Genomic DNA, 20,122 nt, shown 5'->3' on the forward strand with positions numbered 1-20,122 from the left:
TTTGTTTTACTTTAAATTGTGTTATTTTGTTTTTTGTTCTTGGTCAAGGTCTATGTTTCCTATAAAAGATATCAATGTTGTATTATTATCTTTTTTGTTCTCAGTAAAAACAAGTAGTTCGTTTATTTCCGACGGATCGGTACCTGCTACCATGTATACTTTTACTTTAGTGCCATCGCTATTCAATGTAACAAGCTCCTCCATGTTGTGTTTTCTTAGGTAGGTAGCTACTGTTTTTTTCATATCCTTAGCATACTTCTTTTCAGATGTTGTAAATATCCTTAAACTCTCTACATCCTTTAAATTTTGTAGGTAGGGTTGTACTTGTTTTGATCCTTGGGATAATTTAATATAATTAAGAATATTAACTACATTTTCGTTAAGAACAATTCCGTCAATACCTTCTTGATCCTGAAATTTATCAAAAGCTGCTTGCGCAAAGGTAATAAACGGCATAGCTGCTAATAGTGCTGTGATTATGAATTTTTTCATTTTTTTGTGTCTTTAAAGATTTTGTTTTTAGATTTTTCGTATTCGCCTAAATAGGCAGCTCCTGATACACCTACGTTTACCTGACTGGAAAGCATATTAAGTGCTTTTTGGGTTTCTTGGAAAGCTACTTCAGGGTCTTCGTAAGTACCCAACTCACCTTGTGGGGTGGTAAAGGATGGTACTAGAATTGCATATAGACCAAGCATTACTACAAAGCTTGCTGCTACCGAGAGCCACACTACATTTCGTTTTCTGGGTTTTAGTGGTACGGTTTTCTCAAACTTCTCTGTTGCCTGTTGGGTAAAATATCCAAACATAGGTCGGTACTGTTCCAAATGGGGCGCCACATCTGGAGCTGAAAAGTAGGCTTTTAGCACATTCTCTTCGGCAGTATTGGTTGCTGCGTCAAAATATTTTTCCAGTAATTTTTCAATTTCTCTTAATTCCATAGCTGTGTTTTTTAATAAGCGCTTCTCTAATTGTTTTTCTGGCTCTAGAAAGGGCTACTCGTACTGCCGTTTCGTTCATGTCCATCATTTTAGCAATTTCTTCAAAATCATACTGCTCTACATCGCGCATTTGTATTATAATCTTTTGTTGTTCTGGCAGGGTATCCATAATTTTCTCAACCCATTTCCAGCTATCGCGGTCTTCCGCCTGTTTATCAACCCCTGCCTGCCCATCAGTAAAATTAGTATGTACTATCCGTAGCTCAGTGGCACGTTTGGATTTTAATTGGTCCAAACAATAATTTTTAGTTATGGTTATTGCTAGTGCCTCTACGCTAGCATACGTTTCTAACTTCTTCCTGTTCTTCCAAAGCCGTACCAATACTTCTTGTGTGGCATCCTCTGCTTCCTCGGTACTTACCAACAGTCGTTTTGCCAACCGAAACATACGGTCTTTAAAAGGGTTCGTTATTTTTATGAACTCAGATTGATTCATTTATTGGGTTTGGTTTTGTTTACCGCTATTAAAATGAAGACGAACAACACATTTTTTTGTTACATATTATATTAAATATATTAAATTTACGTTTTAATAAAACTAACAATTGCCACGAATGAAAAAGATAGGATTATTTCTAACTACTTTGATGGTTACCGCATTAGCTTTCCAAAGTTGTGAAGACATGGATGATAATGCTGTACCTGTTAACGATTTTATATGGAAAGGGCTAAACTTATATTACCTATGGCAGGAAGATGTACCACAACTTGCCGACGACCGCTTTGGCAACCAAGGTGCGCTTAACAGCTATTTGGAAGGTTTTTCGAGTCCAGAATCGCTATTTCAGAGTTTACTTTATGAACCTGGTGTTATAGACCGTTTTAGTGTATTGGTATCTGATTATAGGGTGCTGGAAAACTCCTTACAAGGTGTTACTACTAATAATGGTGTAGAATTTGGACTTGTATATACAGACGATACGCAAACCAACATTTTTGGTTATGTACGTTATATACTGCCTAACTCGGATGCTTCGACAAAAAACATACAACGCGGCGATGTTTTTTATGCCATAAACGGTACGCCGTTAACCGATGATAACTTTAGAGGATTACTAAATAATGAAACGTATACGTTAAACCTTGCTGATTATAACGATGGTACAATTACACCAAATGGCGAGGAAGTTACGCTTACAAAAACGGAATACGCCGAAAACCCCGTATTTAGAACTAATGTTATTACCGAAGACGACCGTACTATAGGCTACCTTATGTACAACGGTTTTTTTAGTAATTATGATGAGGAACTTAATGCTGCTTTTGGGCAATTGGCAGGACAGGGCGTTAACGAACTGGTTTTAGATTTACGTTATAACTCGGGAGGCTCGGTAAGAACCGCAACGTACTTGGCTAGTATGATTACTGGGCAGTTTAATGGGCAGTTGTTTGCACGTGAGCAATGGAATAGTAAACTACAGGATTTTTACGAAAGTAATAACCCCGAAACCTTAAACGATAACTTCCCTACACAGCTATCCAATGGTGCAGCCATAAACTCGTTAAACCTTAACAGCGTATATATTTTAACCACACGCAGTACGGCATCGGCTAGCGAATTAATTATTAACTGTTTACAGCCCTATATTGATGTTACTGTTATAGGCGATGTTACTACGGGTAAAAATGTAGGATCGGTTACGTTATACGATTCACAAAATTTTACTAGAAACAATCGTAGCGGTTCACATACTTATGCCATGCAGCCTATTGTATTGCGCATTGTAAATGTAGATGGTTTTGGTGAGTATGAGCAGGGTATTGCTCCTGATATTGAACTTAGAGAGGATTTTGATGAGCTTGGTGTACTAGGCGATGCTAACGAACCTTTACTGGCAGCAGCTATTGCAGATATAGTAGGGAATGGCAGGTTTAGCCTACCTACAGGTAATAACCACCCGTTTTTTAAAGACTCTAAAAACATACGCCGTTTTGGTACAGAAATGTATGTAGAGGATGTATCCGAAGGTGGTTTTACCTTAATAAAAGAATTACAATAATACTATAAACTTAATAGCATAAAAAAGAGTGGCAATTGCCACTCTTTTTCTTTTACCTGTATGCGGATGTATCATACAGTATAAAACACTTAACAAAACAATTAATCGTTAAAATAAAAACCAGCTGGTATTACACCTACAGTAAATGTTTGTTGTAATGTACCTGTAAGCGAGTAAATGTATATTTTACCATCGGAGTTGTAATCTCCAGCATCGGCTACATAAATAGCATCGTTTTTTACTGCAAGCTCGTAAACACCATACACCTCTTGCGGTGTAGTGGTAAATAAAGGGTTAGCTGGTAACGAGGTATCCGAAGTATTCATAGCATAAATACCATCGTTTATAGTATAATAGGCTGTATTATCCGAAACTACAAAATTACTAGGGTGCGTTGTACCTGTAAACGGATAAATCTCCTCTACGCTATCGTTACTCATATTAATCACGCTTAATTCTCCTGGCGTTTCTGTACCCGACCATGAGGGTAAGCCTTCGCTCAATACATATAAATTATTGCCATCAATTTCTAAACTGTTTGGTACATCGCCCACAGCAATACTTTTTACAACGCTACCATTACTTGCATTAATTACACTCACTGTGTTACCATAACCAAAGCCACCTTTATGTGCTACGTATAGTTTACCGTTATTTTCAACAATAGCTTCAGGTCCCTCTACAACACTAATTTTGTTGGTAACTGCATTGGTAGCCAAATCAATAACCGCTACATAATCATCCTCGGTATCGTTAGGATCGCCCCAGTTGGTAACGTAAGCATCATTACCCGAAAAAGCGATGTAACGCGGATTATCTAAATCGGTAGTAATGGTTGTAATACGTTCAAAAGTAAAACGGTTTACTACTTCTATTTTATGCGAGTTGTTTACTACAATGTAAGCCGTTTCGCCATGCATGCCCATATCTTGCCCCGTATCGCCTAACGTTGCCCCACTATTAATGGTAGCAAAAACATTATTTTCTAAAATATTTTCTTCTGAAAGGAATGATACCGATGCATTACCCGCATTATAACCCCCTTCGTTTAGTATTAGTAAACCATTATCGTAAGCACCTCGTGGCTCATTAGTTGTCGAATCGTCATCGCTACTACAGGAAACAAAAAAGAAGCTTCCTGCTATGGCTGTTAAAATAAGTTTGTTGAGTTTCATTATTATATTAAAATTTAAGGTTAAGATACATCGTGTAATTTCTGCCTGGCATTGGGCGTGTTGCAACGTTTTGGTAAGTAGCATCCCACAAATTGTGTACTTGCATACCTACATCTAGCCCTTGTAGCAATTTAAAATGGTATTCCGTACCAAGTGTAGCAACGTGGTAGGCTTCGATTTCCGAACGGTTATCGGAAGTATAAAATACTTTACCATTGTACAAGTGGCGATAGTATGCCGATATTTTTTTATGCGAGTAGGCTAACGAAGCCGTAGCTTTGTGGAAAGGCACATAAATTAACTGGTTACTGCTCCCATCCCTCTGCGATACGGTATAGGCGTACGTACCATCAAATACAAAACGGTGTTCTCCTATGGTTTTTTGCCAGTTTAGTATAAATTCTATTCCGTAAGTATCCACCTCATCTACATTTTCGGGGCGCCATATAGTGTTAGTAGGTACCCAACGTAACATATCGCGCAGTTTTATGTAATACCCCGTAAGTGTAAAAGTTAGATTTTTGGTAGTAAATTCATTACCAATTTCAGCTTGGTACGATGTTTCAGGATTCAAATTAGGATTTCCGCCATCTTGCCAATACAAATCATTATAGGTAGGTATTCTAAAATTACGCGATGCATTGAGTTTTATTGTATAGAATTTTGCAAGGGCATAACTACCTCCAAAGGAGAACAATACTGGGCTATCGTAGGCATCAGTAACTTCTTTACGTATTCCTAATTCATATTGTAATTCAGGGGTTACAGCGTGTTGCATAAGCAAACTCCCCGCCCCTATTCTGCGTTTCTCGTTCAAAATATCAGAACCATCGCCATCATTAACCGTATATTCTAGTAAAGTGTTTAACTTAATGGCGTTGGTAGCTTTGTAAGCCAAATCGTAACGGGTAAGCCACGTGTTTACTTTGCCAAAGGTATAATTAGGATTGCTGGCACGGGCATAATATTCATAATATTCTGTTAGTAATCCTGCTTTTAATTTGGAAGTGAATTTACCGTATATACCCAACCATTCTAATACATTCCGAGAATTGGTGTCACGGTACTTACTTCTGGAAGGCGCAAACAGCGTACGCGAAAAATGCCTTTCGCCATCGTAGGCAAAACTATAAAGCCTAACTATATTTTTGTTGTTTAATTTATAACTAAAAGCAGCGTTATAGCTTGCATTATAATACTGTCCGTTCTCGTTTACTACATCCGTATCAGGAAATTCATAATCGTTATCCGAGCTATTTCGGCTAATGCTTACATCGGCACTAAACGTGTCTGTAGCTGCTTTTACATTGTAATTCCCATTAAAAGTGTTATAACTACCGTAATTGAGTAATAGTGTATTTTCTAATTTTTTAGCGAATGATAAATCGTTATTCAAATGAATACTCCCGCCAATAGCACTACTACCGTATATAACGCTACCGCCTCCTGCCCTAACGCTAACCGAATTAAAATCGCGCGCATTGAGTATATTAAAATCGGTTTGCCCGTTAAGTTGCGAGTTGATATTGATACCATTCCATACCACAGCCGTTTGTTGTGCAGTAGTACCACGAAACGATGGCGACGAAACCATGCCCAAACCATTCTCTTTAAAATAAATTACGCTATTGTAGGTAAGCAATGCGCCTAATGATGCTGGGTTGCGGGCAATAACCGAATCGTTTAGTTTTAGTACGGATTGCGAATTAGAGAAATCGCGCAACTGTGTGTCGGATATTATTACTTCCTCCAACAGGGTAATAGTATCGTTTTGCGCACAAATGTATTGGCACAACAATAGCGACGTAATGAATAAAAATTGTTTTAAAGTCATATGCACCAGAACCTTTTTTCCCGAAGGCTCGATATTCGTTATACTCAAGGCAGGTCTCCTGGCTCGCGTACTGTTGTTTACCTTCCCATGATTATGTTTCATCACAGTGGCATGCAGTTAACAACAGCCTCTCCTAGTAAAGAGATAAGCATACAGTTGCGGGAACAGCTCAGGCATTAAACCTGATTCCCTTTTAATGTAACGATAGTAAAAAACCGCTACAACCTAAAGTTGGCGCAAATATAGGATTTATATTGAAATATTTAATTTATACATTTGCAACTGTTGAATATTTTTTATGAAGAAATTAAACACGCTATTATTATTTACCATAGTACTTGCCTTTGTTTGCTGTAAACAAGAGGCAAAACAACAAACTACAGCTTCTGCCAAGGTTAACAATACGGTAAAGTATGCCAACGGACTAAAAATATACCGTTACAAGGGCTACTCTGTAGTAAAAGTCACTAACCCGTGGCCCAACGCCGAGGCAGGTTTTACCTATGTATTACAGCAAGAAAATGCAGTTATACCCGATAGTTTACGCAACTATACAACCCTGCAAGTACCTATACAAACGGTAGTAGTAACCTCTACCACGCACATACCCTCGTTAGAAATGTTAGGGGTAGAAAACTCGTTAGTAGGCTTTCCTGGAACACGGTATATATCGTCTGAAAAGACAAGAGCACGAATTGATGCGGGAGAGATACGCGAAGTAGGTGCTAACGAAAAGCTTAACGAGGAGGTTATGATAGATTTATCGCCCGATGCTGTTGTTGGTTTTAGTATTAGTGGCGATAACAACGCTATGACAACCTTAGAAAAAAGTGGTGCTAAAGTGCTGTATAACGGGGACTGGACAGAACAATCGCCGTTAGGCAAAGCGGAATGGATTAAGTTTTTTGGGGAGCTTTACGGATTACAGGAAAAAGCTGATAGTGTTTTTAAGAAAATTGAAACGGATTATAATAGCGTAAAAAGCTTAGCCAAAAATACAACTACGAACCCTACCGTATTAAGCGGAGCCATGTACCAAGACCATTGGTATTTGCCACAAGGTGGTAGCTGGGGTGCTCTGTTTATAAAAGATGCGCACGGTAACTATTTATGGAACGATTCTGATGGAACGGGCAGCCATACCCTATCATACGAAACCGTTTTGGATAAAGCGCAAAATGCAGAGTATTGGATTGGTCCTGCGCAGTTTGCCTCGTTACAGGAAATGACCGATAGCAACCCGCATTACGCACAATTTAAAGCCTTCCAAAATAAAGAAGTTTATTCTTTTGCAAGTAAAACAGGCGCTACAGGTGGCGTAATTTATTACGAATTAGCTCCCAATCGCCCCGACTTGGTTTTAAAAGACCTCGTAAAAATACTTCACCCTGAAATGTTACCTGATTATGAACTTCATTTTTTTGAGCAACTAAAATAAACCCAATTGCACCACACAAAGCAACATAAACTACTATTTCCTGTACTGGCTATTGGCTTGGTTGTGCTTTTTTTAGTCAACCTCAGTTTAGGGTCAGTTAGCATTCCTTTTAACGAGGTAGTAGCGAGCTTAACAGGTGGTAATGTAACAAAAAGCAGTTGGGAGTATATTATACTCAACTACAGGTTACCCAAAGCTATAACAGCAATTATAGTAGGTATGGGTTTGTCGCTTAGTGGTTTATTAATGCAAACCTTATTCAGGAATCCGTTGGCAGGACCTTATGTTTTAGGGTTAAGTTCGGGGGCAAGTTTAGGAGTAGCCTTTATACTACTTGGGGCTGGCATTTTACCTAGTGTTTTAGGTAGCCTTTTTTTATCGTCCTATGGCATAATTATAGCGGCTACGCTTGGTAGTTTTGTGGTATTATTAGCTGTTTTATTGGTTGCACAACGCTTAAAAGACACTATGGCTATACTTATTGTAGGGCTAATGTTTGGCAGCTTTACCAGTGCTATAGTTAGCGTATTAACGTATTTTAGTACGGCGCAACAACTCCAAAAATTTACCTTTTGGGCTATGGGCAGTTTGGGCAGTATATCATGGCAAAACATTAGTATTTTAGGTATAGTTTGCACCATAGGAATTATACTTGCAGCATTGTGCATTAAACCTTTAGATGCTTTACTCTTGGGGGAACGCTATGCTAAGAGCTTGGGTATTAATTTTAACAAAACGAGACTACTTATTATAATAGCCACCAGTATACTAGCAGGTAGTATAACGGCTTTTGCAGGACCTATAGCCTTTATTGGGCTTGCCGTGCCCCATATGGCAAAACTCATTTTTAAAACAGGAAACCATTTTGTGTTATTTTGGGCTACCTTGTTGTGCGGAGCAATAATAGTATTACTATGCGATATTATAACCCAATTACCAGGCAGCGATTTAACGTTGCCTATTAATGCAGTAACATCGGCAATAGGTGCGCCCATAGTTATTTGGCTACTTTTACGAAAAAGAAAGGGAGTGTACCATTAATGTTATGACTATGGAAAAAGAAAAGGTAGTACTATCGGCAAACAAGATAAGCATTGGTTATACTAACAAGCAAAGCGCAACTGTTATTGGTAAAAATGTAACCGTTACATTACAACAAGGACGTTTTGTAGCACTTATTGGTGCAAACGGTATTGGTAAATCTACTCTTTTACGAACGCTTACAGGGATACAACCACTACTAAAGGGAGAAATTCTGCTCAATGACAAAAATATAACACGGTTTAGCAGTAAGGAATTAGCGCAAAACCTAAGCATTGTACTTACGGAAGGCTTACCGCCGAGTAACCTCAGCGTTTACGAGCTTGTAGCATTGGGCAGGCAACCTTATACCAATTGGTTGGGTACATTAGCGCCTGAAGATATTGAGAAAGTAAACGAGGCATTAGCGTTAACGCAGCTAAAGCATTTAGCCGATAAAAAACACTACGAAATTAGCGATGGGCAGTTACAACGGGTACTTATAGCAAGAGCGCTGGCGCAAGATACCCCTGTGATAATATTGGATGAACCTACTACCCATTTGGACTTAGTACACAAAGTAAGTTTACTGCGTTTGTTAAAGGAACTTACTGAAAAAACGGGTAAGAGCATCCTTTACTCTACGCACGATTTGGATCTTGCATTGCAACTTAGTGATGAATTAATTGTTATGACACCCGAAAAAACAGTACAGGGCGAACCTAAAACGCTAATAGCAAACAATACATTTGATACTTTATTTACAGATAGCAGTATTATTTTTGATAAAGAAAAAAATAGTTTTGTAGTGCTGTAGTAACTAAACCCTATTATTATCGGCACGCCAGTTACTTATCTCTTTTTTAATAGCACCCGCAGAAAGTTTTTCTTGTACAGCTTTTGTAGCAAGTGTTTCCAATTCATTATCAGAAGCAAATCGTAAAGCAAAAATTTGAGCTTTAGATAATTCTTCTTCCAAAGGTTCAAAACGGTTTCCCGTAACTACAAAATAACGATAACGCATTTCTTGCATTATAATGCGGTCTTGTAAGGTTAGCGCATAGTGCTGGCGAGTCATAAACGATAGCCATATAATTGCACCTGCAATTAGTGCCATAAACAACCATAGCATTTGATTTTTTTCACTACTCCAAGCATAATAAATTGTACCTGACAATACTGCAAGCATAAACGGGTAAAATACAAAATGGTGGGGTGCGTAAAACCGTAAATGATTTTTATTACTCTGTTGTGCCATGATTTACTGAATTTATAAATTGATACTGCACACTATACAGCCTTAGGCAGTAAAAACGGTAGTACATCTGTTATTTTTTCTATTTCGCTAAAATTATCGTGCTTTACATTGTGGTCTATCATTTCGTGCGCCCATGTAGTATGAAAAGGCACATGGCAGGCATACCCACCAACTTCTAAAACAGGTAAAACATCCGATCGTAATGAATTGCCTATCATAAAAAACTCGTCGGGTTCTATTTCCAAACGTTTTAATAGCTTTTGGTAATCAATGGGTTTCTTATCCGACATTACTTCAATATGATGAAAATAATGCCCCAAACCAGAGTTGTGCAGTTTACGGTGTTGGTCTTTCAAATCGCCTTTCGTGGCAACCACCAACTTATAGTGCCCCTGTAGTGCCTTAAGGGTTTCCTCTACACCATCCAACAAAACAATAGGCTTTTGTATCAACTCTTTACCCAAATCAATAATTTTCTGAATACAACTCAGGCTCAACGTCCCTTGCGAAATATTTATAGCGGCTTCCATCATACTAAGCGTATACCCTTTTATACCATAACCGTACAATGGTAAATTATTTATTTGTGTAGTAAATAACTCCTGCGATATACTCTGGTGCGACAGGTAGCTCTCCATAATACCGCAAAACTTCTTTTCGGTTTCTTCAAAATAGGGTTCGTTTATAAATAAGGTATCATCAGCATCAAACGCTATTACTTTTAGGCTCATAAATTTAAGACTTTATTTACAAATTTAAGAAACAATACTTATAGAGTATTATCTATAATTGTTAATAGATACATAATGTTTTAAAGTATCATGAAAAGCCATGAGCAACTTATCCAAATATTCTGTAGGCTACTAAAACGGGTAACACAATTAATGATAGTATTACTATTCTTTTACCATGTTTTCTATCCCGTTTGGTATAGGTATACACTTTTTCACCGTTGGGTAGTGTTTTATCAGCAGTCCAAATTACATAGCCTGTTATTAAACCTAAAAGCCCACCCATAATAGCAAATGCATACCCTGCAATTATCCAAGCGGTCTGGTCGCTTTCAGGTTTAGCAAGATCTTCAATACGTTTCTTATTTAATGAGTTTATGAGTTCTTCATCAATAGTTTTCCCTCGCTCTTTAAGTAGTCGTATAGCCAGCAAATAATCAAACTCATTCCACTCATCTTTTTTTACTATTACATCAATTAATTCATCATCAGTAAATTCCAGCAAATAATAATCATCAGGGAGCTGGTTAACTTCTTCCTTAGCTAACTCTTCAAGCAGTAATGTCGCTTTTTCAAAATCACGCTGTTTTAACTGTATCTCATATTCCTTTTGCATTTCGCCACCAAAAGCACTACCCAAGCGGGGCGAATTATCAATAAAAAGAGATTCGATATTGTTTTCTTTTAAAAATTGCTCTAACCCTTTAGCTTGCGAAGCATCAGGAAATTTTCTGAAGCTGGTAAAAGTATCGTTCATTAATTTATATTTGAGTATAGCTCAAATATATAAAAATAGATTTCAAGGTAATACAGGAGTAAGTACAATCCTGACATATTTTACTTATTTTTACCAATACGTAAAATACTTCACCAATGCCCGAAACGATAACATTATTACTTGCCTTTATAATAGCACTTGCTATTGGTATTTTTATTGGAAAAATTATTTTCTCTTCAAAATCAGTAGCTGATAAAAAAGTACTAGAAGAGCGTAACAATAGCCTAATAAACCAAGTAGAACAAGTAAAACAACAGGCTATAACCGAAAAACAGCCTTTAGAGAAACAACTAACACAATTGCAGGGGGAACGCGATAGTTTGCGTACCGAAAAAGATGCACTTGCCATACAGCTTACCAAAAAGGAAACGGACTTTGATAACTTGATGGAACGCGTTAAGGAACAACGGCAGGAAACTGAAGAATTGCGTGAAAAGTTTACGAAAGAGTTTGAAAATCTTGCTAATAAAATACTAGAAGAGAAATCGACCAAGTTTACGGAGCAAAATCGTGAAAACATAAAAAACATACTATCGCCACTACAAGAAAAAATACAACTTTTTGAGCAGAAAGTAGAGAATACGCACAAGGAAAGTATTGACTATCATGCAGCACTACGCCAACAGATACTAGGATTACGTGAGATGAATGAGCAAATGAGTAAGGAAACTATTAACCTTACCAAGGCATTAAAAGGCGATAGTAAAATGCAAGGAAACTGGGGCGAATTAATACTGGAACGTGTATTGGAAAAATCGGGGCTGGAAAAAGACCGCGAATATTTTGTACAGCAAAACCATACTAATGAAGATGGCTTGCGCGTACTGCCAGATGTTGTAATTAATTTACCCGATGGTAAAAAAATGGTGGTAGATAGTAAGGTATCATTAGTAGCCTACGAGCGTTATGTAAACGAGGCGGATACTGCACTACAACCCAATCACTTAAAAGAGCACGTAAACTCTATTAAGAGGCATGTAGAACAGTTGAGTGCCAAAAATTACCATGACTTGTATAAAATGGAAAGTCCTGATTTTGTTTTGTTGTTTGTACCCATAGAGTCGGCTTTTGCAAGTGCTTTAAATGAAGATACCACGTTATACAACAAAGCTTTCGAGAAAAATATTGTTATTGTAACCCCTAGTACCCTACTGGCAACGCTACGCACTATTGATAGTATGTGGACAAACCAAAAACAGCAAGAAAACGCTTACGAGATAGCCCGACAAGCAGGAGCATTATACGATAAGTTTGTTGGCTTTACAGACGACCTTATTATGGTGGGCAAACGCATGGACGAGGGTAAAAAAGCCTACGAAGGCGCTATGAACAAGCTTGTTAGCGGTCGTGGTAATATTATAACAAGTATTGGTAAACTTAAAAAAATGGGTGCTAAGGCAAAAAAAGCGTTACCCGAAAACATTACCAACCGTGCTTTACAAAACGAAACAGAGGATAACACGGATACCTCTTTAAACTAAAAGATTATGGAAACTTACTATAAAAAACTTACGGAATCGCAAATAACAATATCCGAATTAATGCTGCCATCGCATACCAACTTTAGTGGTAAAATACATGGTGGGTATATTTTGAGATTGATGGACCAGATTGCATTTGCATCAGCATCCAAATATTCAGGCAAATACTGCGTTACCGCATCGGTAGATAAAGTAGATTTCCTAAACCCCATAGAAGTTGGCGAACTCGTTACCTTAAAAGCATCAGTTAACTACGTAGGCAATAGCTCTATGGTAGTAGGTATGCGCGTAGAGGCCGAAAACATACAAACAGGAGCCGTAAAACACTGCAACTCCTCCTATTTTACTATGGTAGCTAAAAACGATGTAGGAGTTGGTGTAACTGTACCCCGCCCCATTATAACATCGTTAAAGGAGGCAAGACGTTTTCATAACGCCATAAAACGTATTGATTCGAAAAAGAAACATTATCAAATTAAAGAAGAGTTTGACCATACAACTCCCGAAGCATTTAAGAAACTAGAAAAGTTCGATGTAAAAATTAAGTTTTGATTTTAGCACAAAAGCAAAATAAACGTTAAATTATTTTATATTTGCTATTATTAAAAAACTTTTTTATGAAAAGCACTTTATTAAAGATAGCACTAACGTATATAGTTGTTTTTGGTTTGTACTCCTGCGGTACAGACGATAGTGATGATTATACACCCATAGCCGAAAAAGAATCTCCCGTAGTATTAAATCTGGAAGCGGTGCCTTATACAAACTTATCGGAATACAATTTTTTTGAGGGGGAGCTAAAAAACCTAGAACCTGTTTATAAAGTTTTACCATACGATATAAACAGTAGCCTTTTTACCGATTACGCACTCAAAAAAAGATTTATATGGATGCCAAAAAACACAACTGCAACCTATACTACTGACGGACATATACCCACATTTCCAGTAGGTACAGCACTAATAAAAAACTTTTATTACAATACAGTACTGCCAGATAATAGCACTAAAGTAATGGAAACACGTATAATGATAAAAAAGGCAGAAGGATGGATTTTTGCTGAATATGTGTGGAATGAAGAACAAACTGATGCTGTTTTAACTACTGAAAGACACGTAATTAATATTAGCTGGAACCAAAACGGTACCACAATGAGCACGGGCTACACGACACCAAGTACTATAGATTGTGCCGAGTGCCATACCCTAAATGATAACCATACACCCATTGGAGTAAAGCCACAAAACCTAAACAAAACATATCCGTATGCCAATGGTAGCCAAAACCAGTTGGACAAATGGATAGCAGAGGGCTACCTTAACAGCAAACCCAACACTATAAATACTACTATAGATTGGACGGATACCACCCAACCATTGGAGTTAAGAGTACGATCGTACCTCGATATTAATTGTGCGCACTGCCATAGCGCAGGAACATCGTGCGATTATACGCCTATGGAACTATCTTTCCAAGCCTCAGATGTAGCAGAAAATCTTGGTATTTGTGTGCAACCTATTGATTTTGCAATACGCGGACAAGATTATATTGTGGCAGGGCAAGATGTAAACGAATCATTAATGCATTACAGAATGAGTACCGTTGTAAGAAGCGAGATGATGCCTAATTTAGGGCGTACTGTTGTTGACGAACAAGCAATATTGCTAGTTGAAGATTGGATTAACAGTTTAGAGACTACGTGCCCGTAATGTTATAAAAATGAACGACTTCCCATTTTTAGTGTTAATAATAACTAAACTAAACTTTTTATGTTAAAAAAAATAAAGTTTAGTTTTTTATTTTATATTTGTCATTGATTTAAACAAATTTCTATGATAAGTCCATGAAAAAGCACTATTTTTTACGAAGTATATTTTTTTTAAGCCTTTTTACTTTATTTACGTTTTGCGGATCAGATGACAATGATGATTATACTGATGTACCCGATCCTGCACCAGTATCGCCTGTAGTTATGGATTTGGCTACCGTACCGTATAACAAATTATCGGACTATAAATTTTACGAAGGCGATTTACAAAATATGCAACCTGCATATAAAGTACTCCCGTACGACTTAAATAGTAAACTATTTACTGACTACGCACACAAAAAACGTTTTATATGGATGCCCGAAGGCTCAAAAGCAACATATATAGCAGACGGACAAATATTGGATTTCCCAACAGGTACAGCAATCATAAAAAACTTTTACTATGAAAATGTACTGCCCGATAACAGTACACGAATTATTGAAACCCGATTACTTATAAAAAAAGCTGATGGTTGGATTTTTGCCGAATATGTTTGGAATGACGAACAAACAGAGGCCTATCTAGACCTTGATGGTAGTTATACCGATATAAGCTGGATGGAAAATGGTACAGAAAAAAGTGCCAACTACAGAGTTCCATCAGAAACAGAATGCCTTACATGCCATAAAACAGACGATAACCCTATACCCATTGGTCCGAAACCACAAAACTTAAACAAAATGTTTACGTACACGGATGGTGCTGCTAACCAACTTAGCCGTTGGATAACCGAAGGCTATTTACAAGATAATTTACCCGCTAGTATTAATAGTACCGTAAACTGGGCAGACGCTTCACAACCGTTGGAACTTCGAGTACGCTCATACATGGATATTAACTGTGCGCACTGCCATGCAGAGGGGGCACATTGCGATTATATGCCAATACGATTAGCTTTTACCGAAACTACCAGTGCCACCAATATGGGAGTTTGCGTAGAACCTAATGAGTTTATTAACACCTCATTATCACACATTGTAGCAAAAAAGAACACAGGAAGGTCTACTATGTACTACAGACTTAGTACTACAGACGAATCGGAACGTATGCCAATGCTAGGCAGAAGTCTCGTACATGAAGAAGGATTAGAATTATTTGCAGAATGGATAAATGCTATGGATGAACCTTGTCCGTAAAACATAAAATAAACAACCATTATAAAAACAATCTCTATGAAAAAAATTCTTACTTTATTACTTACAAGCGTCGGCATAATAAGCCTTAACGCGCAAGACACATGTGCTACAGCCGAGGCTGTTACAATAGGAATCAACAATGCATCTTATGCTGATACTAGCGAAGTCCCAACACTCATTTGTACATTAGGCACTAATAACGAACTTACATCAGGTTTGTGGTATACCTACACCTCAGCCACTATAATTAATGTTACTGTAAGTACCAGTTTGGAAGGCTACCCAAATACAGATACACGCGTACACATATACTCAGGAAGCTGTGGCGATTTTAACTGTGTAGCAGGGGATGACGATAGCGGCGATCAGTATACATCGTTAGTAACATTTACCGCACAAGCCAATGAAACATATTATATTGTTTTTGATAATAACTGGACTTCAGATGATTTTGTTTTCGAGGTAAGCGAATCTGAACACACTACTCCTTTCTTCGAAAATGTAAACATAAACGCGAATGGTCCGTACATAATGTGTGTTGTGGATATGAATGGCGATTACTTAGATGATATAGTAATTCCGAATGAAAACAGTATTACTATGCTATACCAAAATACCGATGGTACATTTACAGAAGCAACCCCAACAGCAGGAGCAACCAATTACATGCCTGGATGGAGCCTAGCAGCAGGTGATTATGATGGGAATGGTTTTAACGATTTATTGTATGGATCGGGCAACGGAGCAACAATAATGCTTGCAAACAGCGATGGTACAGCCTATATGCCCATGGTTTCTGACGATTTTATATTTTCGCAGCGTACCAACTTTATAGATATTAATAACGATGGCAACCTAGATGCTTTTGTTTGCCACGATGTAGAGCCTAATGTTTACTTTTTAAACGATGGTAATAGCGGATTTAACTACGTACAGGGAGGTATTGGAGACCACCCAGCAGGCGGTAATTATGGCTCTATATGGGTAGATTACGATAATGATGACGACCCCGATTTATTTATTGCAAAATGTAGAGGTGGTGGTAGCGATGCAGGTATTAATGAGTTACATCGAAACAATGGTGATGGTACATTTACTGATGTAAGTAACGAAGCCGGTATGGCAGATATTATACAAACATGGTCTACAGCTTTTGGCGATTTTGATAACGATGGCGATATGGATGCTATGGTAGGAGCTAACTCTACCTCGCATGGTAGCCATAAACTAATGGTTAATAATAACGATGGTACCTTTACCGATACTACCGAAGGATCGGGTATTGACACCTTTACACCATTAAACAGGGAGCATATTACCCACGATTTTAATAACGATGGTTTCCTCGATGTTATGGGAGGTGGTAACTACATCCTCATTAATAACGGAGACATGACTTTTAGCCCGCTTGATATAGGTGATGCAACAGTTGGGGCTATAGGTGACTTAAATAACGATGGTTTCCTTGACATTTTAAATGGCAATAGAATACGAATGAATACTGGAAACGATAACAACTGGTTAAAAATTAATTTAGAAGGAACAAGTAGCAATAAAAATGGTATTGGTGCACGTATCGAGATTTATAGTAACGAGGCTGGTAGTACTTGGGAGAAACAAATCCGTGATGTACGCAGTGGCGATGGTTTCCGCTATATGAGTTCGTTAAACACCCATTTTGGTCTCGGTCAAACAAGCGAGATTGACCAATTAGTTATAAGATGGCCATCGGGTATTATTGATATTATTAATAATCCTACAATTAACGAAGCATTAATGGTAGTAGAAGGAAGTACTTTAGGACGATTTGATAATAACAGTAATGCATTTACAGTATATCCTAACCCTGTGGGAGATGTATTGCAATTTACTACTAACGAAAACATTACTGCAGATAAGGCTTATGTATACGACCTATCTGGAAGGTTAGTAATGAGCGAAAAACTTACAAATAATAGTATGCCTGTACAACAACTTTCAAAAGGAACTTACATACTAATCATTAAAGGAGAAAGCGGTAAACATTATACTACAAAAATTATAAAAGAATAAATTACTGGATATCTTAATTAAAAAAGCAGCCTGTAATAACAGGCTGCTTTTTCATTACATTATTATAGAGTTATTAATGCAAAGACACTTTCGTAATCGAATTAATCTTATCCAAATGAAGTAATGTTTTGGTATTGTCTTCATTCTCAGTATACATAATATTAAATTTTGCACCATATAATATCTCATCAAAAGTGTACGATGTACCCGTAGCTACGGTGTTACTAAAAATATCATCAAAAGCATTCAAGTAAACTATAACTTCACCTTCTGTAGTTTCAAAATCTTCTTTTGTAAACCCAAATAATGGGCTATCTTCGGTTATAGGGTGTACCAAAGTCCAACTCAATGTTAAGGCATTTATTTTGGTCATTTCCATATCTAACGAGTAAAACTTGTTTACCATTTTGCCGCTTTCTTTAATACTCATACCTAAAGTCATACGCGCCTCAGCATCAATTAGGTTAGTGTTTTTATGAGGAGCAAGTCTAATCATAAGTGCGCTACCATCTTGGTAGGGAGCAATAACGGCATTATGAGAAAACTTGATGAAGGCTTTGGGGCGACTAAATCTGCCGTAAAATAAACCCGTTGCAATGGCAAAATACAATAAGCCAATCATAGCCTCAGTAGCTGCTAAGGCACTCGTAGCAAAACCTTCGGGGCTCATGTTACCATAACCAACCGTAGTAAATGTTTGAGCACTAAAAAAATAAGCTTTTCCAAACTTTTCCAACTCCGTAACGCCATAAACATCAATACCGTTTACGTATTCTAGCCCTATAGCATAGTACAGCATTGCAAAGAAAAGATTGAATGCAATATAAAAACCAAAAAGTATAAGTATAAACTTCCATGTTGGCATTACTTTCATAACATGATACCAGCTGATACGGCTTAAAAACGAAGCTCCTTGCTTTTGAATGTTGGCTGTACCATCCTTATTAACAAACCTACCACCATAGCTAGATGGATTAGTACCAAATCCTGTATTGTTATTTGCCTTTGCCTTAGAGTTTATCTGCTTAAATAAAGCCACAGTATGATTGCTTTTAAAATGAGTTAATAGCAAAAATAACGTATTTTAAAGTGATAATTAAAATAACAATTAGAAAGTAGCAATTTTATAGAAAAGACTTATTTTTGAAATATGCTTAATTACAAAACAGTTATGAAGAGATTATATATACTATACATTTTTTTACTACTGATAAGTTTTAAAACAGATGCACAGTGGGTACAGTTGCCACAGGAAATACCTAATATGAATTCAATTTATTTTATTGATGTTAATATAGGCTATATAGGAACCAAAAGCATAGATGATGATTTACCTAAACTATTTAAAACTACAAATGGTGGTGTAAATTGGACTGAGATAATAGTACCAGAAACTGGAAATTATACAAAAATTACCTCTATTCATTTTTTCGATGAAAATAAAGGATTTCTTACTACTGATGATCCTAATACTAGTTTAAAAACTACTGATGGTGGCGAAAACTGGAATGTAATATATTGTGGTATCGAAGGAGCTCAGGGAAAAGCCTACTTTAAAAATGATGGTACTGGCTTTTACTATACTTATGATTTGACACGATCAGACGATGAAGGTGCTACTTGGAGTCCTGCTAATTTTGAATATGGTGGTCTTGGTATACACGACATCTATTTTATTAATAACCAAGGAGCTATAGGGTACATGATTAAGGATTGGGGAATATTTAAAACTATCAATAACGGAGAAACATGGACATGGTTATTAGCAACCTACGAATCTTCTGGAGCACCTTCAATATTCTTTGTAGACGAAGAAGTTGGATATCACAGTGGAGGCGGCGGGATTTATAAAACAGTTAATGGTGGGGAGACATGGCAAAATACGTACGTATTGGGTGGAACAGAATTATATTTTATAAATGAAAATATTGGCTTTGTTATTTCTAGGAACTTTATGCAAAATCATCCAAATGATACCATTTTAAAAACACTTGATGGTGGTGATAATTGGCAGGCTATGCATACTGTAGATAATCCTGGAAATATTGAGTATATTATTGATTTCAATTTTCCCGATTCTACAACAGGCTATGCCATTGCATCAGACGGATACATTTATAAGCTTGATGTAGCTGCTGGAATTGAAGATATTACCAACAATACAGTTGCTATTTATCCTATACCAGCTAAGAATGTGCTCAATATTAATAACGTTGAAGAATTACAAAATAGCAAATATCAAATAGTAGATTTCACGGGAAAAACTATTATAGAGGGGACTATTACAGATAGAACTATTAATATAAGTAAACTTGCTAAGGGAGTGTACTTATTGCAAATTGATAACAGAAAAGCTATAAAATTTATTAAAGAATAAAATATATTGTTATAATAAAAAAAGCCCCTT

Annotated in this window: 19 protein-coding genes and 1 riboswitch; of the genes, 10 read left to right on the top strand and 9 right to left on the bottom strand. The window is 37.0% G+C overall.

The window, feature by feature from the left end:
• Nucleotides 1-21: 21 nt before the first annotated feature.
• From K1I41_RS11725 to K1I41_RS11735, 3 genes are read right to left on the bottom strand one after another with little or no spacing between them, the layout of a single operon-like run.
• Nucleotides 22-492: a DUF4252 domain-containing protein gene (locus tag K1I41_RS11725; RefSeq protein ID WP_220640523.1), complete on the bottom strand. Its 471-nt coding sequence runs from the start codon at nt 490-492 to the stop codon at nt 22-24.
• Nucleotides 489-941 carry a PG0215 family putative anti-sigma factor gene (locus K1I41_RS11730; protein ID WP_220640524.1) on the bottom strand — a complete coding sequence of 151 codons (453 nt, stop codon included), beginning with the start codon at nt 939-941 and terminating at the stop codon, nt 489-491. The genes K1I41_RS11725 and K1I41_RS11730 overlap by 4 nt, the downstream gene beginning before the upstream one ends.
• Nucleotides 922-1,437, bottom strand: coding sequence for a GFO_1088 family ECF-type sigma factor (locus tag K1I41_RS11735; protein ID WP_220640525.1), 516 nt, complete (start codon nt 1,435-1,437; stop codon nt 922-924). The genes K1I41_RS11730 and K1I41_RS11735 overlap by 20 nt, the downstream gene beginning before the upstream one ends.
• 118 nt (nt 1,438-1,555) lie before the next feature.
• On the opposite strand from K1I41_RS11735, the gene K1I41_RS11740 reads away from it, so the two are divergent.
• Entirely contained in the window at nt 1,556-3,001 is a 1,446-nt protein-coding gene (locus K1I41_RS11740) for a GFO_1087 family putative carboxy terminal peptidase (protein WP_220640526.1), read from the top strand.
• Nucleotides 3,002-3,102: 101 nt separating this feature from the next.
• Here the strand turns inward: K1I41_RS11740 and K1I41_RS11745 are convergent, their stop codons facing one another.
• Nucleotides 3,103-4,176, bottom strand: coding sequence for a YncE family protein (locus tag K1I41_RS11745; RefSeq protein ID WP_220640527.1), 1,074 nt, complete (start codon nt 4,174-4,176; stop codon nt 3,103-3,105).
• Between the two features lie 7 nt (nt 4,177-4,183).
• Complete coding sequence (locus K1I41_RS11750; protein WP_220640528.1) at nt 4,184-6,010, bottom strand: TonB-dependent receptor plug domain-containing protein; 1,827 nt, start codon at nt 6,008-6,010, stop codon at nt 4,184-4,186.
• Nucleotides 6,011-6,041: 31 nt separating this feature from the next.
• Nucleotides 6,042-6,254: riboswitch (cobalamin riboswitch) on the bottom strand.
• Between the two features lie 54 nt (nt 6,255-6,308).
• Here K1I41_RS11750 and K1I41_RS11755 point away from each other — a divergent pair.
• The 3 genes from K1I41_RS11755 to K1I41_RS11765 are packed head-to-tail and all read left to right on the top strand — an operon-like array spanning nt 6,309 to nt 9,285.
• Complete coding sequence (locus K1I41_RS11755; RefSeq protein ID WP_220640529.1) at nt 6,309-7,448, top strand: ABC transporter substrate-binding protein; 1,140 nt, start codon at nt 6,309-6,311, stop codon at nt 7,446-7,448.
• Between the two features lie 6 nt (nt 7,449-7,454).
• A complete protein-coding gene (locus K1I41_RS11760; RefSeq protein ID WP_220640530.1) occupies nt 7,455-8,489 on the top strand; it encodes an iron chelate uptake ABC transporter family permease subunit in 1,035 nt (344 codons plus the stop codon).
• Nucleotides 8,490-8,499: 10 nt separating this feature from the next.
• Nucleotides 8,500-9,285, top strand: a complete 786-nt coding sequence (locus K1I41_RS11765) for an ABC transporter ATP-binding protein (protein ID WP_255566934.1) — start codon at nt 8,500-8,502, stop codon at nt 9,283-9,285.
• A gap of 3 nt (nt 9,286-9,288) precedes the next feature.
• Here K1I41_RS11765 and K1I41_RS11770 read toward each other — a convergent pair whose 3' ends face one another.
• The 3 genes from K1I41_RS11770 to K1I41_RS11780 all read right to left on the bottom strand — a co-directional run bounded on the left by K1I41_RS11770 (nt 9,289) and on the right by K1I41_RS11780 (nt 11,214).
• A complete protein-coding gene (locus K1I41_RS11770; protein ID WP_220640532.1) occupies nt 9,289-9,726 on the bottom strand; it encodes a DUF6526 family protein in 438 nt (145 codons plus the stop codon).
• A 32-nt stretch (nt 9,727-9,758) separates the two neighbouring features.
• Nucleotides 9,759-10,457 carry an HAD family hydrolase gene (locus K1I41_RS11775; protein ID WP_220640533.1) on the bottom strand — a complete coding sequence of 233 codons (699 nt, stop codon included), beginning with the start codon at nt 10,455-10,457 and terminating at the stop codon, nt 9,759-9,761.
• A gap of 109 nt (nt 10,458-10,566) precedes the next feature.
• Entirely contained in the window at nt 10,567-11,214 is a 648-nt protein-coding gene (locus K1I41_RS11780) for a hypothetical protein (RefSeq protein ID WP_220640534.1), read from the bottom strand.
• 116 nt (nt 11,215-11,330) lie between these two features.
• Here K1I41_RS11780 and rmuC point away from each other — a divergent pair, with 116 nt between their 5' ends.
• The 5 genes from rmuC (at nt 11,331) to K1I41_RS11805 (ending at nt 17,715) form a co-directional block, all read left to right on the top strand.
• The gene (rmuC, locus tag K1I41_RS11785) at nt 11,331-12,716 is read left to right on the top strand and encodes a DNA recombination protein RmuC (protein WP_220640535.1); all 1,386 of its coding nucleotides are present in this window, start codon (nt 11,331-11,333) and stop codon (nt 12,714-12,716) included.
• Between the two features lie 6 nt (nt 12,717-12,722).
• Nucleotides 12,723-13,268: an acyl-CoA thioesterase gene (locus K1I41_RS11790; RefSeq protein ID WP_220640536.1), complete on the top strand. Its 546-nt coding sequence runs from the start codon at nt 12,723-12,725 to the stop codon at nt 13,266-13,268.
• 65 nt (nt 13,269-13,333) lie between these two features.
• A complete protein-coding gene (locus K1I41_RS11795; RefSeq protein WP_220640537.1) occupies nt 13,334-14,425 on the top strand; it encodes a hypothetical protein in 1,092 nt (363 codons plus the stop codon).
• Nucleotides 14,426-14,559: 134 nt separating this feature from the next.
• Nucleotides 14,560-15,663, top strand: coding sequence for a hypothetical protein (locus tag K1I41_RS11800; protein WP_220640538.1), 1,104 nt, complete (start codon nt 14,560-14,562; stop codon nt 15,661-15,663).
• Between the two features lie 36 nt (nt 15,664-15,699).
• Entirely contained in the window at nt 15,700-17,715 is a 2,016-nt protein-coding gene (locus K1I41_RS11805) for an FG-GAP-like repeat-containing protein (RefSeq protein WP_220640539.1), read from the top strand.
• A 73-nt stretch (nt 17,716-17,788) separates the two neighbouring features.
• Here the strand turns inward: K1I41_RS11805 and K1I41_RS11810 are convergent, their stop codons facing one another.
• On the bottom strand, nt 17,789-18,754 hold the full coding sequence (locus K1I41_RS11810; protein ID WP_220640540.1) for an ion channel: 966 nt from the start codon (nt 18,752-18,754) through the stop codon (nt 17,789-17,791).
• A gap of 132 nt (nt 18,755-18,886) precedes the next feature.
• On the opposite strand from K1I41_RS11810, the gene K1I41_RS11815 reads away from it, so the two are divergent.
• Entirely contained in the window at nt 18,887-20,092 is a 1,206-nt protein-coding gene (locus K1I41_RS11815) for a T9SS type A sorting domain-containing protein (protein ID WP_220640541.1), read from the top strand.
• Nucleotides 20,093-20,122: the final 30 nt, after the last annotated feature.

This window comes from Flavobacterium litorale, assembly GCF_019613795.1.
Taxonomy (GTDB): domain Bacteria; phylum Bacteroidota; class Bacteroidia; order Flavobacteriales; family Flavobacteriaceae; genus Flavobacterium; species Flavobacterium litorale.

Excerpts from the sequence above, each read along its gene's own strand:
- K1I41_RS11730 (WP_220640524.1), bottom strand. The coding sequence starts at position 941 with ATGGAATTAAGAGAAATTGAAAAATTACTGGAAAAATATTTTGACGCA.
- K1I41_RS11740 (WP_220640526.1), top strand. The coding sequence starts at position 1,556 with ATGAAAAAGATAGGATTATTTCTAACTACTTTGATGGTTACCGCATTA.
- K1I41_RS11800 (WP_220640538.1), top strand. The coding sequence starts at position 14,560 with ATGAAAAAGCACTATTTTTTACGAAGTATATTTTTTTTAAGCCTTTTT.
- K1I41_RS11765 (WP_255566934.1), top strand. The coding sequence starts at position 8,500 with ATGGAAAAAGAAAAGGTAGTACTATCGGCAAACAAGATAAGCATTGGT.
- K1I41_RS11790 (WP_220640536.1), top strand. The coding sequence starts at position 12,723 with ATGGAAACTTACTATAAAAAACTTACGGAATCGCAAATAACAATATCC.
- K1I41_RS11745 (WP_220640527.1), bottom strand. The coding sequence starts at position 4,176 with ATGAAACTCAACAAACTTATTTTAACAGCCATAGCAGGAAGCTTCTTT.
- K1I41_RS11770 (WP_220640532.1), bottom strand. The coding sequence starts at position 9,726 with ATGGCACAACAGAGTAATAAAAATCATTTACGGTTTTACGCACCCCAC.
- K1I41_RS11775 (WP_220640533.1), bottom strand. The coding sequence starts at position 10,457 with ATGAGCCTAAAAGTAATAGCGTTTGATGCTGATGATACCTTATTTATA.
- K1I41_RS11795 (WP_220640537.1), top strand. The coding sequence starts at position 13,334 with ATGAAAAGCACTTTATTAAAGATAGCACTAACGTATATAGTTGTTTTT.
- K1I41_RS11750 (WP_220640528.1), bottom strand. The coding sequence starts at position 6,010 with ATGACTTTAAAACAATTTTTATTCATTACGTCGCTATTGTTGTGCCAA.
- K1I41_RS11780 (WP_220640534.1), bottom strand. The coding sequence starts at position 11,214 with ATGAACGATACTTTTACCAGCTTCAGAAAATTTCCTGATGCTTCGCAA.
- K1I41_RS11805 (WP_220640539.1), top strand. The coding sequence starts at position 15,700 with ATGAAAAAAATTCTTACTTTATTACTTACAAGCGTCGGCATAATAAGC.
- K1I41_RS11815 (WP_220640541.1), top strand. The coding sequence starts at position 18,887 with ATGAAGAGATTATATATACTATACATTTTTTTACTACTGATAAGTTTT.
- K1I41_RS11755 (WP_220640529.1), top strand. The coding sequence starts at position 6,309 with ATGAAGAAATTAAACACGCTATTATTATTTACCATAGTACTTGCCTTT.
- rmuC (WP_220640535.1), top strand. The coding sequence starts at position 11,331 with ATGCCCGAAACGATAACATTATTACTTGCCTTTATAATAGCACTTGCT.
- K1I41_RS11735 (WP_220640525.1), bottom strand. The coding sequence starts at position 1,437 with ATGAATCAATCTGAGTTCATAAAAATAACGAACCCTTTTAAAGACCGT.
- K1I41_RS11725 (WP_220640523.1), bottom strand. The coding sequence starts at position 492 with ATGAAAAAATTCATAATCACAGCACTATTAGCAGCTATGCCGTTTATT.